The organism is Nocardia sp. NPDC057353, from assembly GCF_042667085.1.
In the GTDB taxonomy this organism is placed as follows: Bacteria; Actinomycetota; Actinomycetes; order Mycobacteriales; family Mycobacteriaceae; genus Nocardia.
In genome coordinates, this window is record NZ_JBHVAK010000059.1 from 1 (window position 1) to 16,653 (window position 16,653).

Here is a 16,653-nt window from a genome sequence, read left to right on the forward strand (position 1 = left end):
CCGCCAGGCCCGGCGCCGAACTCGGGACGCTCGGCGTCCCGATCGACCCGGTCACCGGTGGCCCGATCCCCGAGGGTGCCACCGGAACCGGCGCCACCACCCCCGCCGCCCCCGGCGCCGCCCCGAACCCCCCGCCGCCGCCCCCGGCGGGCGAGGCACCCGCACCGCCCGGCGGCGCCCCCGCCGCCGCGGGCGAACCCGCCCTCCCTGGCCCGGGCGAACCCGCGGTCCCTGGCGCGGCTGAACCTGCCGTCCCCGCTCCGGGTGACATTGCAGCCCCCGCCGCGGGCGACATTGCAGCCCCCGGTGTCGGGGTTCCCAATCCCGTTGCCCCCGGCGCGGGCGACATCGCTGCCCCCGGCGCAGGGGTCCCCGCCCCCGACGTTGCCGCTCCGGGCGACGGAATCTCCACCGATCCCGCGCTCGCGGATCCCGCCCGTCCCGAGGCGGACGAGCGGTGAGGGACAACAGGGGGGCGCGCTCGCAGCGGGCCAGGACCCCGTCCGGCCCGCAGCGCCGCTCCGGCTCGGCGGCCTCGCGGCCGACCGGCTCCGCCGCCTCCCGCCCGACCGGCGCCTCGCGCACCGCGACCAGCGGCGCCACCCGGCTCGGCGCCGACCGCTCCTCAAGGCTGCGGCTCGGCGCGGGCCGGATCGCCATGCTGGTGGCGCTCGCCGTAGTGGCGCTGCAGCTGCTCTGGGTGCAGAGCATCGCCGCCCCCGGCCTCTCCGAGCAGGCCGCGAGCCAGCGCACCACCAGGCAGATCGACCCCGCCACCCGCGGCCCGATCGTGGACCGGAACGGCAAGCCGCTCGCCTTCACCGTGACCGCGAAGGCGCTCACCTTCCAACCGGTCCGGGTGCGCCAGGAGCTCGCCGCCGAGCGGGAGAAGGACGACACCGCCCCGGAGCCGGAGAAGCGCCTCGCCGAGATCGCGGACACCATCAACGCCAAGCTCGGCCCCGGCGGCCCCACCGAGAAGGAGCTGCTTGCCAAGCTGCGCGGCGAGGAGACCTTCGTCTACCTGGCGCGCGGCGTCGACCCGCGGATCGCCGCCGAGATCAAACTGGCCTTCCCCGAGGTCGGCACCGAGCGCCAGGACCTGCGCGAGTACCCCGGCGGCGCACTGGCCGCCAATATGCTCGGCGCCACCGGCTGGGACGGCCACGGCCAGATCGGGCTGGAGTCTTCGATGGACTCGCTGCTCGCGGGCACCGACGGCTCGCACACCTACGACCGCGGCTCGGACGGCGCGGTGATCCCGGGCAGCTGGCGCGACCGCCAGCCCGCGGTGAACGGCAACACCGTCGAGCTGACCCTGGACCAGGACCTGCAGTACTACGTGCAGCAGCAGGTGCAGCAGGCCAGGGAGCTCTCCGGCGCGCAGGGCGCCTCCGCGGTGGTGCTGGACGCGCGCACCGGCCAGGTGCTCGCGATGGCCAACGACAACACCTTCAATCCCGCGCTCGGTCCGCAGTTCTGGTCCAACGCGGACATGAGCAACCCCTCGGTCACCGAGCCCTTCGAGCCCGGTTCGGTGAACAAGATCATCACCGCGGCCGCCGCCATCGAGTACGGGCTGACCACGCCGGACGAGGTGCTGCAGGTGCCGGGCGAGATCCGGATGGCCGGGGTCACCGTGCGCGACGCCTGGGAGCACGGCGTCGCGCCGTACACCACCACCGGCATCTTCGGGAAGTCGTCCAATGTCGGCACGCTGATGCTGGCGCAGCGGGTCGGTGAGGACCGCTTCGCCGACCTGGTCGGCCGGTTCGGACTCGGCAGCCGCACCGGCGTCGGGCTGCCCGGCGAGAGCGCGGGGCAGGTGCCCGCCAGGGAGCAGTGGTCCGGCGGCACCTTCGCCAACCTGCCGATCGGCCAGGGCCTTTCGATGACGACGCTGCAGATGACCGGGATGTACCAGGCCATCGCCAACGACGGCGTGCGGATTCCGCCGCGGATCGTGAAGGCCACCGTCGGCCCGGACGGTGCGCGCACCGACGAGCCGCAGCCGGACGGGGTGCGGGTGGTGAGCCCGGAGACCGCGGCCACGCTGCGCACCATGTTCCAGTCGGTGGTGCAGCGGGACCCGCGCGGCGTGCAGATGGGCACCGGCGCCGCGGGCGCCGTCACCGGCTACCAGATCGCGGGCAAGACCGGCACCGCGCAGCAGATCGACCAGCAGTGCAAGTGCTACTCGAGCTCGAGCTACTGGATCACCTTCGCGGGCATCGCCCCGGCCGACGACCCGCGCTACGTGGTCGGCATCATGCTGGACAACCCGCAGCGCAGCTCGGACGGCAGCGGCGGGCAGTCGGCGGCGCCGCTCTTCCACAACATCGCCTCCTGGGCGCTGCAGCGCGACGCGGTCCCGCCGTCGCCCGCGGTGCCCGGCCCGTTCGTCCTGCAGGCGTCCTGAGGCCGGGGGCGGTGGCGGTGAGCTGCGACGACCAGCGCGTTCGGCGGGCCGTCGGGGCCGGTCGGGGAGCAGGCGCCGCCGACCCCGAGCGGTAACCAGAGGCGCGTTGTCCGTGCCGGGGCACGCGTCGGTAACCTGACTCCCCGTCCCAGTCGTGTTCGTACGCGGCATGTTCGATCGGACATGTCCGCCCGAGAGAAGGAGCAAGGTGGCTGCGCAGTCCAGCCCGCAGACGCTCCGGCCGGTTCAGCCGCCGTCGACGCCGTTGCACGTCCTGCTGGAAGCCACCGGAGCACACGCGACGGGCCCCGTCGACGGGGTGACCGTCACCGGTATCGAACAGCGCTCGAACGCGGTGCGGGCCGGTGACCTGTTCGCCGCGCTGCCCGGCGCCCGCGCGCACGGTGCCCGGTTCGCCGCGGACGCGGTGGCGCGCGGCGCCGTCGCGATCCTCACCGACCAGGAGGGCGCCGCCGAGCTGGGTGACGCCGGGGTCCCGGTGCTGGTGCGCGCGCAGCCGCGCGCGGTGCTCGGCGAGCTCTCCGCGCTGATCTACGGCCACCCGTCGGAGCGGCTGCGGATCATCGGGATCACCGGCACCTCCGGCAAGACCACGACCTCGTACCTGGTCGAGGCCGGGCTGGTCGCGGCCGGGCTGGCCACCGGGCTGATCGGCACCATCGAGACCAGGATCGGCGGGCAGCGGGTGCCGAGCGCGCTGACCACGCCGGAGGCGCCGCAGTTGCACGCCATGTTCGCCGCCATGGTGGAGCAGGGGGTGCAGGCCGTGGTGATGGAGGTGTCCAGCCACGCGCTCGCGCTCGGCCGGGTGGACGGGGTGCGCTTCGACATCGGCGCCTTCACCAACCTCTCCCAGGACCACCTCGATTTCCACGCCGACTTCGAGGACTACTTCGCCGCCAAGCGGCGGCTCTTCGAACCGGGTTCGCCGGTCGCGGCGCGGACCGCCGTCGTCTGCGTCGACCAGGAGTGGGGCAGACGACTCGCCGCCGCCCTGCCCGCCCCCATCACGGTGCGCACCGAACCCGCCGAGGCCGAGGCACGCGCCGGATACGCCATCGCCGACACCGCCGCTGCGCCGGACACCGCCGCTGCGCCGGACACCGCCGCTGCGCCGGACACCGCCGCTGCGCCGGACACCGCCGCTACCGCTGCGTCCGCCGCAGCCGCCGCTTCCGCTGCACCCATTACCGGTGCGCCCGCCGCCGCTTCCGCTGCGCCCGCCACCGCTGCGCCCGCCGCGGCCGCGGGGTCTGCCCGACCGGCAGAAAATCTGGCCGCTGTGGCGGCCGACTGGACTGTCGCCGGAAGCATCACGACCACGTCGGGTGGCGAGCAGGAATTCACGGCGGCGGGCCCGGCGGGCGCGATTCCAATCAAGCTGCGCCTCCCCGGCCGCTACAACGTGGCGAACGGCCTGCTCGCCGTAGCGGTGTGCGCCGCCGCGGGCGTGGACGCAACCCGAGCCGCCGCCGCACTGGCGTCGGTCGACGTCCCCGGCCGCATGCAGCGGGTGGAGCGCGGCCAGGACTTCCTCGCCGTCGTCGACTACGCGCACAAGCCCGCCGCGGTCGAGTCGGTCCTCGCCACGCTGCGCGCCCAGGCCACCGGCCGGGTCGCGGTGGTGGTCGGCGCGGGCGGCGACCGGGACGCGGGCAAGCGCCCGCTCATGGGCGCGGCCGCCGCGCGCGGCGCCGACCTCACGGTCATCACCGACGACAACCCGCGCAGCGAGGACCCCGCCGCCATCAGGGCAGCCCTGCGCGCGGGCGCCCTCGCCGTCCCCGCCGCCGAGCGCGGCGAGGTGCTGGAGATCGGCGACCGCGCGGCCGCCGTCGCCGCCGCCGTGGCCTGGGCGCGCGCCGGCGACGTGGTATTGATCGCGGGCAAGGGGCACGAGACCGGCCAGGAGATCGCAGGCGTCAAGCACCCGTTCGACGACCGCGAGGTGCTGGCCGCCGCGCTGGCGGCGGCCGCGCGCTCGGAGACAGAGGACTCGAGAGTTCCATGATCGTGATGACACTGCGGGAGCTCGCGGAGATCGTCGGCGGCACGCTGCACGACGTCCCCGACCCCGAGGCGCCGGTGACCGGCGCGGTCGAGTTCGACTCGCGCAAGATCGGCCCCGGCGACCTGTTCCTCGCCCTGCCCGGCGCCCGCGCGGACGGCCACGACTTCGCGGCCCGCGCGGTCGCGGACGGCGCCGTCGCGGTGCTCGCCGCCCGCCCGGTCGGCGTCCCGGCCGTCGTGGTGCAGCCGCAGCCCGGCCAGGTCTCCGCGGGCGCCATGGTGGTCGAGCACGACACCGACGGCTCCGGCGCCGCGGTGCTGGCGGCGCTCGGTGCGCTGGCCAGGGCGGTGGTGCAGCGGCTCAGCGCCGCGGGCACGCTCACCGTGGTCGGCGTCACCGGCTCCTCCGGCAAGACCTCCACCAAGGACCTGCTCGCCGCCGTGCTGCGCCCGCTGGGCAGCGTGGTGGCCCCGCCCGGCTCGTTCAACAACGAGCTCGGCCACCCGTGGACGGCGCTGCGCGCCACCGCCGACACCCGCTTCCTGGTGCTCGAGCTCTCCGCCCGCGGCCCCGGCCACATCGCCGCGCTGGCCGAGATCGCCCCGCCCGCCATCGGCGTTGTACTCAATGTCGGCACCGCGCACCTCGGCGAGTTCGGCAGCCGCGAGGCCATCGCCAAGACCAAGGGCGAGCTGGTCGAGGCGCTGCCCGCCACCGGGCTCGCGGTCCTGAACGCCGACGACCCGCAGGTCGCCGCCATGGCGCCGCGCACCGCGGCCAGGGTGGTCACCGTCGGGCAGGCGAGCACCGCGACGATCAGGGCCACCGACGTCCGGCTGGACGAGCACGCGCGCGCCGCCTTCACCCTGCACACCCCGGCGGGCTCGGTGCCGGTGCGGCTCGCCGTGCACGGCGAGCACCAGGTGGGCAACGCGCTCTCCGCCGCCGCGGTCGCGCTGGAGTGCGGCGCCGACCCGGACACCGTCGCCGCCGCGCTGGGCGGGGCCGCAGCGGCCTCCGCGCGCCGGATGGACGTGCGCACGACGGCGACCGGCGTCACGGTCGTCAACGACTCCTACAACGCGAACCCCGACTCCGTGCGGGCCGCGCTCAAGGCGCTGGTCACCATGGCCAGGGCCGGTGACCGGCCGCGGCGCAGCTGGGCCGTGCTCGGCGAGATGGGCGAGCTCGGCCCGGAGTCGGTGGTGGAACACGATTCGATCGGACGGCTCGCGGTGCGGCTGGACGTGGACCGGCTCGTCGTGGTCGGGACCGGAAGGCCGCCCCGGGCCATGCACCAGGGAGCGGTGATGGAAGGCTCGTGGGGCGAGGAATCGGTCCTCGTACCCGATATCGGTGCGGCGATCGCCCTGCTCGACGCGGAGGTCGCAGCGGGTGACGTGGTACTGGTGAAGGCGTCGCAATCGGTCGGCCTCTGGGAGGTCGCCGACCATTTGACAGGGGGATCGGCAGTGCCGCCGGACGCACCTGCGGGAAGCACGGAGGCAGCCCGATGAGACAGATCCTGTTTGCGGCGGCCATAGCGCTGACCGTCTCGATCCTGCTCACACCGTTACTCATCTCGATATTCGCGAAGCGCGGATTCGGCCAGGAGATCCGGGTCGACGGCCCGGCCAGCCACCAGGCCAAGCGCGGGACGCCGACCATGGGCGGCGTCGCCATCGTGATCGGCATGTGGGCCGGGTACCTCGGCTCGCACCTGATCGGCATCGGCTACGACGCGGACGGCCCGTCGGCCTCGGCGCTGCTGGTCCTCGGGCTGGCCACCGCGCTCGGGCTGGTCGGCTTCCTGGACGACCTGATCAAGCTGCGCAAGCAGCGCAACCTCGGCCTCACCGCCGCGGGCAAGTACATCGGGCAGATCTCCGCCGCGGTGGTCTTCGGCATCCTCGCGCTGCAGTTCAAGGGCGAGAACGGGCTGACCCCGGCGAGCAGGCACCTCTCCTACGTCCGCGACATCACCACCGTCTCGATGGGCATCGTGGTGTTCCTGGTCTTCGTCTGCCTGGTGGTGGTGGCCTGGTCCAACGCGGTCAACCTGACCGACGGGCTGGACGGCCTCGCCGCGGGCTCGATGAGCCTGGTGCTCGGCGGCTACGTGGTGATCACCTTCTGGCAGTACTACCACGCCTGCTCGACCAAGCCGGAGACCGGCTGCTACAACGTCCGCGACCCGCTCGACCTGGCTCTGGTCTGCGCGGCGGGCGGCGCGGCCTGCGTCGGCTTCCTCTGGTGGAACGCCGCACCGGCCAAGATCTTCATGGGCGACACCGGCTCGCTGGCGCTCGGCGGGCTGATCGCCGGGCTCTCCATCGTGACCCGCACCGAGCTGCTCATGATCGTCATCGGCGCGCTCTTCGTCGCCGAGGCCATGTCGGTGATCCTGCAGGTGGCGGTCTTCCGCACCACCCGCAACCGGCTCTTCAAGATGGCGCCCTTCCACCACCACTTCGAGCTGAGCAAATGGGCGGAGACCACCGTCATCATCCGGTTCTGGCTGCTCGCCGCGATGGCATCGGCCTTCGGGCTCGGGCTGTTCTACAGCGAATACCTCTCGCAGGTCGGCTGAGCGGGATGGTCGAGCACTCTCCGCGCGCCCTGCGCTCACCCGGTCCCATGCTGGAGTTCCTGCGCGGCCGCGACGTCCTGGTGGCGGGCTGGGGCGTCTCCGGCCGCTCGCTGGTCGAGCCGCTGCGTGACATCGGCGCGCACCCCGTGGTCACCGACGCGGGCGCCGCCGCGCTCGCCGAGGCCGCCGGGCTCGGGCTGGAGGTGGCGACCAGCGTCGAGCTGGAGACCGCCGATCTCGGCCGGTACGCCCTGGTGATCACCTCGCCGGGCTGGCGGCCGGACTCGCCGGTGCTGGTCAACGCGGTCACCGCGGGCATCCCGGTCTGGGGCGACGTGGAGTTCGCCTGGTGGGTGGACCAGGCCAGGCTGTACGGGCCGGTGCGCAAGTGGCTGGTGGTCACCGGCACCAACGGCAAGACCACCACCACCAACATGACGCACGCCATCCTGCGCGCGGCGGGCATCCCCAGCGTGGCCTGCGGCAATATCGGGCTGCCGATCCTGGACGCGCTGCGCCGCAGCCCGGGCCCGCAGGTGCTCGCGGTCGAGCTCTCCTCGTTCCAGCTGCACTGGGCGCCCTCGGTGCGGCCGGAGGCCGGCGTCGTGCTGAACGTCGCCGAGGACCACCTGGACTGGCACGGCGGGCTGGACGCCTACGCCGCCGCCAAGGCGCGCGCGCTGGTCGGGCGGGTCGGCGTGGTCGGGCTGGACGACCCGGTCGCCGCCTCGCTGGCCCGCAAGTCCAAGGCGCGGCGCACCGTCGGCTTCCGGATCGGCGTCCCCGCCGACGGCGAGCTCGGCGTGGTCGACGGCAAGCTGCTGGACCGGGCCTTCACCAAGGCCGCGATCCTCGCCGAGGTCGGCGACATCAGCCCGCCCGGCCCGTCCGGGGTCGCGGACGCGCTGGCCGCGGCGGCGCTCACCCGCTCGATCGACGTGGCGCCGCAGTTCGTGCGCGAGGGGCTGGTCGAGCACCGGGTCGGGCCGCACCGCGCGGCGCTCGTCCGGGAGCTGGGCGGGGTCGAGTTCATCGACGACTCGAAGGCCACCAACCCGCACGCCGCGCGGTCGTCGATCCTGGCGCACCCCTCGGTGGTGTGGGTCGCGGGCGGGCAGCTCAAGGGCGCCTCGGTCGAGGATCTGGTCGAGGAGGTCGCCGAGCGGCTCGTCGGGGCGGTGCTGATCGGGGTGGACGCGCCGATCGTGGCGGCCGCGCTGGCGCGACACGCGCCCGAAGTCCCGGTTCTCGAGGTGCACGCGCGGGACGATGCAACCATGAGCGAGTCAGGCCCGGAGGCGGGAGCGGAGCGTAGCCACGGAGGGCCCTCGCTCGTTGCCGATGGGCACAGCAAGGCGGATACGGTGATGGCCGAGGCGGTGCGGCTCGCCGCCGGGCTCTGCACCGCGGGGGACACGGTGCTGCTCGCGCCCGCCGCGGCCTCGCTGGACATGTTCGCCGACTACACGCACCGCGGCCGCAGCTTCGCCGAGGCGGTCGAGGCACTGCAGGAGAGCGATATCGGGCGGCACTCGTGACCACGGCGACCCGGCGGGCGGACAGCACGGCGACGCGCTTCGGCGCCTGGCTGGCGCGCCCGCTGGCGTCGTTCCACCTGATCGTCACGATCGCCACCCTGCTCACCGTGCTCGGGCTGGTCATGGTGCTCTCCGCCTCCAGCGTCGAGGCCTACGCCGACGGCGGCTCGGCCTACTCGCTCTTCGTGCAGCAGGCCATGTTCGCCGGGATCGGGCTGGTGCTGTTCTACCTGGCGCTGCGGATCCCGCTGCGCAGGTTGCGGCAGTGGTCCTTCCCGGTGTTCGGGCTCTCGGTGCTGGCGCTGCTGCTGGTGCTGCTGCCCGGCATCGGCTCCGAGGTGCAGGGCGCGCGGCGCTGGCTGGTGATCGGGCCGATCTCCATCCAGCCCTCCGAGGTGGTCAAGGTGAGCCTGGTGGTGTGGGGCGCGCACCTGCTCGCCTCGCGCCGCTCCGAGCGCGCCACGCTCAAGGAGCTGCTGGTGCCGCTGGTCCCCGCCGGGCTGCTGGTCTGCCTGCTCGTGGTGCTGCAGCCCAACCTCTCCACCACCATCGCGCTCGGCATCGTGCTGATGGCGCTGCTCTGGTTCGGCGGGCTGCCCGCCCGGCTCTTCGTCACCATCGCCGCCTCCGGCGTGGTCGCGGCGGTGGTGCTCGCGCTCTCCGCCGGGTACCGCTCGGACCGCATGCGCGCCTTCTTCAACCCCGGCGACGACCCGCAGGGCATCGGCTACCAGGCCCGCCAGGCCATGTACTCGCTGGCCGACGGCGGCATCTGGGGCCGCGGGCTCGGCCAGAGCCGGGCCAAGTGGAGCTACCTGCCGAACTCGCACAACGACTTCATCTTCGCGATCATCGGCGAGGAGCTCGGCTTCCTCGGCTGCATGCTCGTCCTCGGGCTCTTCGCGCTCTTCGTCTACACCGGGCTGCGGATCGCGACCCGCTCCGTCGACCCGTTCCTCAAGATCCTGATCGCCACCGCCACCACCTGGATCACCAGCCAGGCGCTGATCAATATCGGCTACGTGGTCGGGCTGCTCCCGGTCACCGGGCTGCAGCTGCCGCTGGTCTCGGCGGGCGGCTCGTCGCTGGCGATCACGCTGTTCATGTTCGGCATCATCGCCAATGCCGCCAGGCACGAACCCGAGGCCGTCTCCGCGCTGAACGCCGGGCAGGACGGGCGGGTGAGCAGGCTGCTGCGGCTGCCGAAGCCCGAGGTGTACTCGCCGGTCAAGGCCGAGCAGGCCAGGGCCCGCTCGGTGAACCGGCGTGGCCCCGGCCGCCCGCCCAACGGCCGCGGCGGCACCGAGGGCGAGCGGCGGCGCGGCGGCTCGGAGGGCGAGCGCCGCCGCGGCAGCGCCCAGCCCGGCCGCGCCCGCGGCCGGGCCACCGACCTCCCGGAGCCGCCGCGCAGGCGCTCCGGGGACTCCCGTGGCACCGGGTCGCTCCGCGCGACCAGGGCCTGGGAGCCCAGCTATCCCATGCCCCACGCGAGAGAACGAGGTAGATCCAGGTGAGTGACGTGCGACCCGCGCAGCGATCCGGGCTTTCGGTGATCGTGGCGGGGGGTGGCACCGCCGGCCACATCGAGCCGGCACTCGCGGTCGCCGACGCGCTGCGCAGGCAGGACGAGTCCGTGCGGATCACCGCACTCGGCACCGAGCGCGGCCTGGAGACCCGGCTGGTGCCGGAGCGCGGCTACCCGCTGGAGCTGATCCCGCCGGTGCCGCTGCCGCGCAAACCCACCGCCGACCTGCTCCGGCTGCCCGGCCGGGTGCGCGCCTCGGTGGCCCGCACCCGCGCCGTGATCGACGCGGTCGGCGCCGACGTGATCGTCGGGTTCGGCGGCTACGTCGCGCTCCCCGCTTACCTGGCGGCCGGGCGCGGCCTGCTCGGCAGGCGCAGGGCGGTGCCGGTGGTGGTGCACGAGGCCAATGCCAAGGCCGGGATCGCCAACAAGGTCGGCGCGCGCCGGGCGGCCAGGGTGCTCGCGGCGGTGCCCGGCTCCGGGCTGGACGCCGAGGTGCTCGGCATCCCGGTGCGCGGCTCCATCACCGCGCTGGACCGGGGCGCGCTGCGCGCCGAGGCGCGGGCGCACTTCGGGCTGCCCGCGGACGGGCCGGTGCTGCTGGTCTTCGGCGGCTCGCAGGGCGCGCGGACACTGAACGAGGGCGTCTCCGGGGCGGCCGCGCAGCTCGCCGCGGCGGGGATCGCGGTGCTGCACGCGCACGGCCCGAAGAACGCGCTCGAGGTCGCCGAGCCCGGGTATGTGGCGGTGCCCTACCTGAGCCGGATGGACCTGGCCTACGCCGCCGCCGACGCGGTGGTCTGCCGCTCCGGGGCGATGACGGTCGCCGAGGTCTCCGCGGTCGGGCTGCCCGCCTTCTACGTGCCGCTGCCGCACGGCAACGGGGAGCAGGAGCTCAATGCGCGCCCCGTTGTGGCCGCCGGTGGTGGCAGAATTGTCCCCGATTCGGAGTTGACGCCGAAGTACGTGATCGACGAGGTGATTCCGCTGCTCCAGGACCCCGCACGCCTGACCGGGATGGGCCGCGCCGCGGCCGGCGCCGGGCATCGCGACGCCGCCGACGAGGTCGCCCGCATCGTCCGCGAGGTGGCGGGCCGATGACCGAGCTGGAAGCGGAGGGCCTTCCCGCTCCCGCGGGCCACGTCCCCCCGGCCGAGGCGACCGCCGCGGACACCGCGCGCTCCGCGCTCCCGGCTGAACTCGAGCGCGTGCACATGGTGGGGATCGGGGGCGCAGGCATGTCCGGCATTGCGCGCATCCTGCTCGCCAGGGGCGGCGCCGTCTCCGGCTCGGACGCCAAGGAGAGCCGCGGCGTGCTCGCGCTCCGGGCCCGCGGCGCCGAGGTGCGGATCGGGCACGACGCGAGCGCGCTCGACCTGCTGCCCGGCGGGCCGACCGCCGTCGTCACCACCTTCGCCGCCATCCCCAAGACCAACCCCGAGCTGGTCGAGGCGCACCGCCGCGAGATCCCGGTGCTGCTGCGCCCCGCGGTGCTGGCCTCGCTCATGCGCGGCCACCGCACCCTGCTGGTCTCCGGCACGCACGGCAAGACCTCGACCACCTCCATGCTCATCGTGGCGCTGCAGCACTGCGGCTTCGACCCGTCCTTCGCGGTCGGCGGCGAGCTGAACGAGGCGGGCACCAACGCGCACCACGGCACCGGCGGCATCTTCGTGGCCGAGGCGGACGAGAGCGACGGCTCGCTGCTGCAGTACGACCCGGACGTCGCCGTCGTCACCAACGTGGAATCCGACCACCTCGACTTCTTCGGCACCCCCGAGGCCTACACCCAGGTCTTCGACGACTTCGCCGACCGCCTCGCCCCCGGCGGGCTGCTCGTGGTCTGCCTGGACGACCCCGGCTCGCGCGCGCTGGCCGAGCGGGTCGCCCCGCGGCTGGCCGAGCGCGGCATCGCGGTGCTCGGCTACGGCTCCGGCGAGCTGGCCGACGCCCCGGTCCCGGTCGGGGCCAGGCTGCAGAGCTGGGAGCCGCGCGACGTCGGCGGGCTGGCGCAGTTCCAGCTGGACGACGAGCCGACGCCGCGCGCGCTGCGGCTGGCGGTGCCTGGCAGGCACATGGCGACCAACGCGCTGGCCGCGCTGCTGGCGGGCCGGGCCGCGGGCGCCGACGTGGACGAGCTGATCCAGGGGCTGGAGGGGTTCGGCGGGGTGCACCGCCGGTTCCAGTTCGCGGGTCGGGAGAACGGCGTCCGGGTCTTCGACGACTACGCGCACCACCCGACCGAGGTGCGCGCCGTGCTCGGCGCCGCCGCCGAGCTGGTGCGCCAGGAGGCCGCCGACGGCGCCAGGTCCAGGCCGGGCCGGGTGATCGTGGTCTTCCAGCCGCACCTCTACAGCCGCACCGCCGCCTTCGCCGCCGAGTTCGGCGCCGCGCTGAGCCTCGCCGACGAGGTGGTCGTGCTCGACGTCTACGGCGCGCGGGAGAAGCCGCTGCCCGGGGTGAACGGCGCGCTGGTGGCGCAGTCGGTCACCGTCCCGGTGCACTACCAGCCGGACATGTCCCGGGTGGGCAGGCAGGCGGCCGCGCTGGCGCTCCCCGGCGACGTGGTCATCACCATGGGCGCGGGCGACGTCACCATGCTCGGCGGGCAGATCCTCGACGGGCTGCGGGCGCGCCCGCACGCCGGACGGTGAGGTGGCTGCCCGCGTGGCCGGGCCGGGCCGCGGCCCGGTCGGGCGGGCGCCCGGCGCGCCGTCGGCGACTGCCGCGCCCGGCGCGCTGGGGCGTGCTCGGGGTCGCGGTGCTGGTCACCGCGGTCGCGGTCGCCTACCTCACGCCCGCCTTCGCGGTGCGGACGGTGCGCGTGGAGGGCGCCGCCGCGGTGCCGGAGGACGCGGTGCGGGCGGAGCTCGGCGTGCCGGACGGCCTCTCCATGCTGCGCATCGACACCACCGCCATGGCCGCGCGGGTGGCGAGCATCCCGAAGATCAGCACCGCCAGGGTGCAGCGGGTCTTCCCCGGCACCGTCCTGGTGACCGTGCGGGAGCGCACCCCGGTGCTCTGGTTCACCGGCCCCGGCGGTGCGCACCTGGTGGACGCCGAGGCGGTGGAGTACGCGGTGGAGCCCGCGCCGCCCGGTGTCCCGGAGCTGGCCGCCGCCGGTGCGACCCCCGCGACCCGTCAAGCCGCCGTGACAGTGTTGACCGCGCTGCCGCCCGCGCTCGCCGCCGAGGTGGCGAAGGTGGAGGCGCGCTCGGCCTCGGACATCGTGCTGACGCTCCGGGACGGCCGTACCGTATTGTGGGGCGGCGCCGAGGACGCGGCCCGCAAGGCGGCGGTTGTCGGCCCGCTGCTCACCCGGGACGGCACGATCTTCGACGTCTCCAGCCCGAACCTGGTGACGGTTCGATGACGCCTGCCCCGTGCGCGGAGGGTTTCCCGCGCCCCGGACCTGCGCCGTCGGCCCGGCCCGAGCATCGGGGGCGCGGCGCGGGCTACGGTGTGGGGTGCGTCGGGGCGGGTGGGATCGCAACACAAACCGGACCTCCCACCGGCGCGCCTGCGCGCGGATCGCGAGCACGGCGAATAGCGTTCCGCAGCAGTCGGAGACTTGACATAACGCTAACCCTATGGTTCAGCTTTAGGGTTTGCCCGGAGGGCGGCCTGCCCTCCGGGTCGGCCCGCTTGCCGGGATCCCGGACGGCGCCGCCTGAGGTTCGGGATCCGAACACGACAGGCTCGAGATCGAAGGAAGGCGAGAGCTCATGACGCCCCCGCACAACTACCTTGCTGTGATCAAGGTCGTCGGCATCGGCGGCGGCGGCGTGAACGCCGTCAACCGGATGATCGAACAGGGACTCAAGGGAGTCGAGTTCATCGCGGTCAACACCGACGCGCAGGCGCTGCTGATGAGCGACGCCGACGTGAAGCTCGACGTGGGCCGCGAGCTCACCCGCGGGCTCGGTGCGGGCGCCGATCCCGAGGTCGGCCGGAAGGCCGCCGAGGACCACAAGGACGAGATCGAAGAGGTGCTCAAGGGCGCCGACATGGTCTTCGTCACCGCGGGCGAGGGCGGCGGCACCGGCACCGGCGGCGCGCCGGTCGTGGCCAGCATCGCGCGCAAGCTCGGCGCGCTGACCATCGGCGTGGTCACCCGGCCGTTCTCCTTCGAGGGCAAGCGCCGCGGCAACCAGGCCGAGACCGGTATCAACGCGCTGCGCGAGTCCTGCGACACCCTGATCGTCATCCCGAACGACCGGCTGCTGCAGCTCGGCGACGCGGCGGTCAGCCTGATGGACGCCTTCCGCTCGGCGGACGAGGTGCTGCTCAACGGTGTCCAGGGCATCACCGACCTGATCACCACCCCCGGCCTGATCAACGTCGACTTCGCGGACGTCAAGAGCGTCATGTCCGGCGCGGGCAGCGCGCTCATGGGCATCGGCTCGGCGCGCGGCGAGGGGCGCTCGGTGAAGGCGGCGGAGTCGGCGATCAACTCGCCGCTGCTCGAGGCGTCGATGGACGGCGCGCACGGCGTGCTGCTCTCGATCGCGGGCGGCTCCGACCTCGGGCTCTTCGAGATCAACGAGGCGGCCTCGCTGGTGCAGGAGGCCGCGCACATCGAGGCCAACATCATCTTCGGCACGGTGATCGACGACTCGCTCGGCGACGAGGTCAGGGTCACGGTGATCGCCGCGGGCTTCGACGGCGGCGGGCCGACCAGGCGGGTCTTCGATCCCGGGTCGGTGCGCGGCACCATCGGCTCCGGCCGGGCGGGCGAGATCGGGCAGCGGGGGAGCAGCGAGCCCGCCTCCCGCGGCGTCGACCCGCCCGCCTACGACAGCGGCCGCGGCGCGGTGCCGAACTACCGGGAGCCGGACCGGCTGCGCCCGGCCGCCGAGCCCACCATCCGGGACAACCCGCGCACCCACATCGACCCGCCGGACGACGACGACGTCGACGTCCCGGACTTCATGCGGCACTGAGCGCGGGCGCCCCGGCGCGGCGATCGCCGGTCGGTGGCGCGGATTAAGCTCGGAGCCATGACTTCCGCTCCCGCGCTCACCGTCCGCCGGGTCACCACGACGCGCGCGGGCGGCTTCTCGGCCGCGCCCTACGACAGCTTCAACCTGGGCGACCACGTCGGCGACGACCCGGCGGCGGTGCGGCGGAACCGGGAGCGGCTGGCCGATGGCATCGGGCTGGCGCCGGAGCGGCTGGTCTGGATGGAGCAGATCCACGGCCGCGCGGTGGAGATCGTGGACGGCCCGCGCGCCGAGCCGGTGCCCGCCACCGACGCGCTGGTGACGACGGTGCCGAACCTGGCGCTGGTGGTGCTCACCGCGGACTGCGTGCCGCTGCTGCTCTCCGACGACGAGGCGGGGGTGATCGCCGCCGTGCACGCGGGCCGGGTCGGCGCCAGGATCGGCATCGTGCCCCGGGTACTGGCCGCCATGACCTCGGTGGGCGCGCGGGTCGAGCGGATCGGCGCCTTCCTCGGCCCGGCCGCCTCCGGCAGGCAGTACGAGGTGCCCGCCGCCATGCGCGCCGACGTCGAGGCGCACCTGCCCGGCAGCGCCGCCACCACCGTGCGCGGCACCCCCGCGCTCGACCTGCGCGCAGGCATCCGCAGGCAGCTCGAGGCCGCCGGGGTCGGCGGGGTCGCCGTCGACCCGCGCTGCACCATCGAGGACAAGACGCTCTTCAGCCACCGCCGCGGCGCCCCCACCGGCCGCATCGCAGGCGTGATCTGGATGCAGGCCGCGTGACGGCGGGGGCGACCGCGCGCGCGGCCGAGTTGGCCGAGCGGCTCGCGGCGGTCACGGCGCGGATCGAGGCGGCCTGCGCCGCCGCCGGGCGCGCGCCGGGGGAGGTGCGGCTGCTGCCGGTCACCAAGTTCCACCCGGCGACGGACATCGCGATCCTCTACGACCTCGGCTGCCGCGCCTTCGGCGAGTCCCGCGAACAGGAGGCGACCGCCAAGGTGACCGAGCTGACACCGGGTTTGAGCGAGCCCGTCGCGTGGCACATGATCGGGCGGCTGCAGCGCAACAAGGCGAAGGCGGTGGCCCGCTGGGCGCACACCGTGCAGTCGGTGGACAGCGAACGCCTCGCCGCCGCGCTGGACGCCGCCGCGCGGTCCGCGCTCGACGCGGGCGAGCGCAGCGCCCCGCTGCGAGTATTGCTGCAGGTCAGCCTGGACACCGACCCGGGAAGGGGCGGCGTCGCCCCGGCCGACCTGCCCGCGCTCGCGGACCGGATCGCCGCCGCCCCCGCCCTGGAACTCGCGGGGCTGATGGCGATCCCGCCGCTGGACGCCGAGCCCGATAGCGCCTTCGCCCGCCTCGAGACCTTGCACACCCGGCTGCGCGGTACGCACCCGGGGGCGAGCGAACTCTCGGCGGGCATGTCGGGCGATCTGGAATCAGCTGTGGCACACGGTTCGACCTGTGTGCGTGTCGGTACCGCGCTCCTGGGTACACGCCCGATAACCTCGGGCTAGCAAAGAAACCTCATCAGTCACATTCGACACATATGCTGGGGACTGACGAGGGGTGCTGAGCAAGACTTCAACACCCGGCCGCCACCGGG

The 16,653-nt window shown here is 74.4% G+C and carries 12 protein-coding genes and 1 pseudogene; all 13 read left to right on the top strand.

Annotated elements, in window-relative coordinates; translation table 11 throughout:
- Positions 1–461, top strand: a pseudogene (locus ACFUUZ_RS25470) (cytochrome b/b6 domain-containing protein); the annotation flags it as partial.
- A gap of 197 nt (positions 462–658) precedes the next feature.
- Entirely contained in the window at positions 659–2,419 is a 1,761-nt protein-coding gene (locus tag ACFUUZ_RS25475; protein WP_378700427.1) for a peptidoglycan D,D-transpeptidase FtsI family protein, read from the top strand.
- Between the two features lie 169 nt (positions 2,420–2,588).
- The gene (locus ACFUUZ_RS25480) at positions 2,589–4,451 is read left to right on the top strand and encodes a Mur ligase family protein (protein WP_378700370.1); all 1,863 of its coding nucleotides are present in this window, start codon (positions 2,589–2,591) and stop codon (positions 4,449–4,451) included.
- Positions 4,448–5,968 (top strand): UDP-N-acetylmuramoyl-tripeptide--D-alanyl-D-alanine ligase, encoded by a 1,521-nt coding sequence (gene murF / locus ACFUUZ_RS25485; protein WP_378700372.1) that lies wholly within the window; start codon positions 4,448–4,450, stop codon positions 5,966–5,968. Before ACFUUZ_RS25480 ends, murF begins: the two co-directional genes overlap by 4 nt.
- The gene (gene mraY, locus ACFUUZ_RS25490; protein ID WP_378700374.1) at positions 5,965–7,041 is read left to right on the top strand and encodes a phospho-N-acetylmuramoyl-pentapeptide-transferase; all 1,077 of its coding nucleotides are present in this window, start codon (positions 5,965–5,967) and stop codon (positions 7,039–7,041) included. Before murF ends, mraY begins: the two co-directional genes overlap by 4 nt.
- Before the next feature lie 47 nt (positions 7,042–7,088).
- Positions 7,089–8,579: a UDP-N-acetylmuramoyl-L-alanine--D-glutamate ligase gene (murD, locus tag ACFUUZ_RS25495; RefSeq protein WP_378700429.1), complete on the top strand. Its 1,491-nt coding sequence runs from the start codon at positions 7,089–7,091 to the stop codon at positions 8,577–8,579.
- Entirely contained in the window at positions 8,576–10,093 is a 1,518-nt protein-coding gene (ftsW, locus tag ACFUUZ_RS25500) for a putative lipid II flippase FtsW (protein ID WP_378700376.1), read from the top strand. Before murD ends, ftsW begins: the two co-directional genes overlap by 4 nt.
- A gap of 5 nt (positions 10,094–10,098) precedes the next feature.
- Positions 10,099–11,205, top strand: a complete 1,107-nt coding sequence (gene murG / locus ACFUUZ_RS25505) for an undecaprenyldiphospho-muramoylpentapeptide beta-N-acetylglucosaminyltransferase (RefSeq protein WP_378700431.1) — start codon at positions 10,099–10,101, stop codon at positions 11,203–11,205.
- A 113-nt stretch (positions 11,206–11,318) separates the two neighbouring features.
- A complete protein-coding gene (gene murC, locus ACFUUZ_RS25510; protein ID WP_378700433.1) occupies positions 11,319–12,758 on the top strand; it encodes a UDP-N-acetylmuramate--L-alanine ligase in 1,440 nt (479 codons plus the stop codon).
- Positions 12,755–13,477, top strand: a complete 723-nt coding sequence (locus ACFUUZ_RS25515) for a cell division protein FtsQ/DivIB (RefSeq protein ID WP_378700378.1) — start codon at positions 12,755–12,757, stop codon at positions 13,475–13,477. The genes murC and ACFUUZ_RS25515 overlap by 4 nt, the downstream gene beginning before the upstream one ends.
- Positions 13,478–13,829: 352 nt before the next feature.
- On the top strand, positions 13,830–15,047 hold the full coding sequence (ftsZ, locus tag ACFUUZ_RS25520; RefSeq protein ID WP_378700380.1) for a cell division protein FtsZ: 1,218 nt from the start codon (positions 13,830–13,832) through the stop codon (positions 15,045–15,047).
- 57 nt (positions 15,048–15,104) lie between these two features.
- On the top strand, positions 15,105–15,830 hold the full coding sequence (gene pgeF, locus ACFUUZ_RS25525; RefSeq protein ID WP_378700382.1) for a peptidoglycan editing factor PgeF: 726 nt from the start codon (positions 15,105–15,107) through the stop codon (positions 15,828–15,830).
- On the top strand, positions 15,827–16,564 hold the full coding sequence (locus tag ACFUUZ_RS25530) for a YggS family pyridoxal phosphate-dependent enzyme (protein WP_378700385.1): 738 nt from the start codon (positions 15,827–15,829) through the stop codon (positions 16,562–16,564). The genes pgeF and ACFUUZ_RS25530 overlap by 4 nt, the downstream gene beginning before the upstream one ends.
- Positions 16,565–16,653 lie beyond the last annotated feature (89 nt).

Coding starts and splice junctions, on each gene's coding strand:
- ACFUUZ_RS25475 (WP_378700427.1), top strand. CDS start 659: ATGCTGGTGGCGCTCGCCGTAGTGGCGCTGCAGCTGCTCTGGGTGCAG.
- ACFUUZ_RS25480 (WP_378700370.1), top strand. CDS start 2,589: ATGTTCGATCGGACATGTCCGCCCGAGAGAAGGAGCAAGGTGGCTGCG.
- murF (WP_378700372.1), top strand. CDS start 4,448: ATGATCGTGATGACACTGCGGGAGCTCGCGGAGATCGTCGGCGGCACG.
- mraY (WP_378700374.1), top strand. CDS start 5,965: ATGAGACAGATCCTGTTTGCGGCGGCCATAGCGCTGACCGTCTCGATC.
- murD (WP_378700429.1), top strand. CDS start 7,089: ATGCTGGAGTTCCTGCGCGGCCGCGACGTCCTGGTGGCGGGCTGGGGC.
- murC (WP_378700433.1), top strand. CDS start 11,319: ATGGTGGGGATCGGGGGCGCAGGCATGTCCGGCATTGCGCGCATCCTG.
- ftsZ (WP_378700380.1), top strand. CDS start 13,830: ATGACGCCCCCGCACAACTACCTTGCTGTGATCAAGGTCGTCGGCATC.
- pgeF (WP_378700382.1), top strand. CDS start 15,105: ATGACTTCCGCTCCCGCGCTCACCGTCCGCCGGGTCACCACGACGCGC.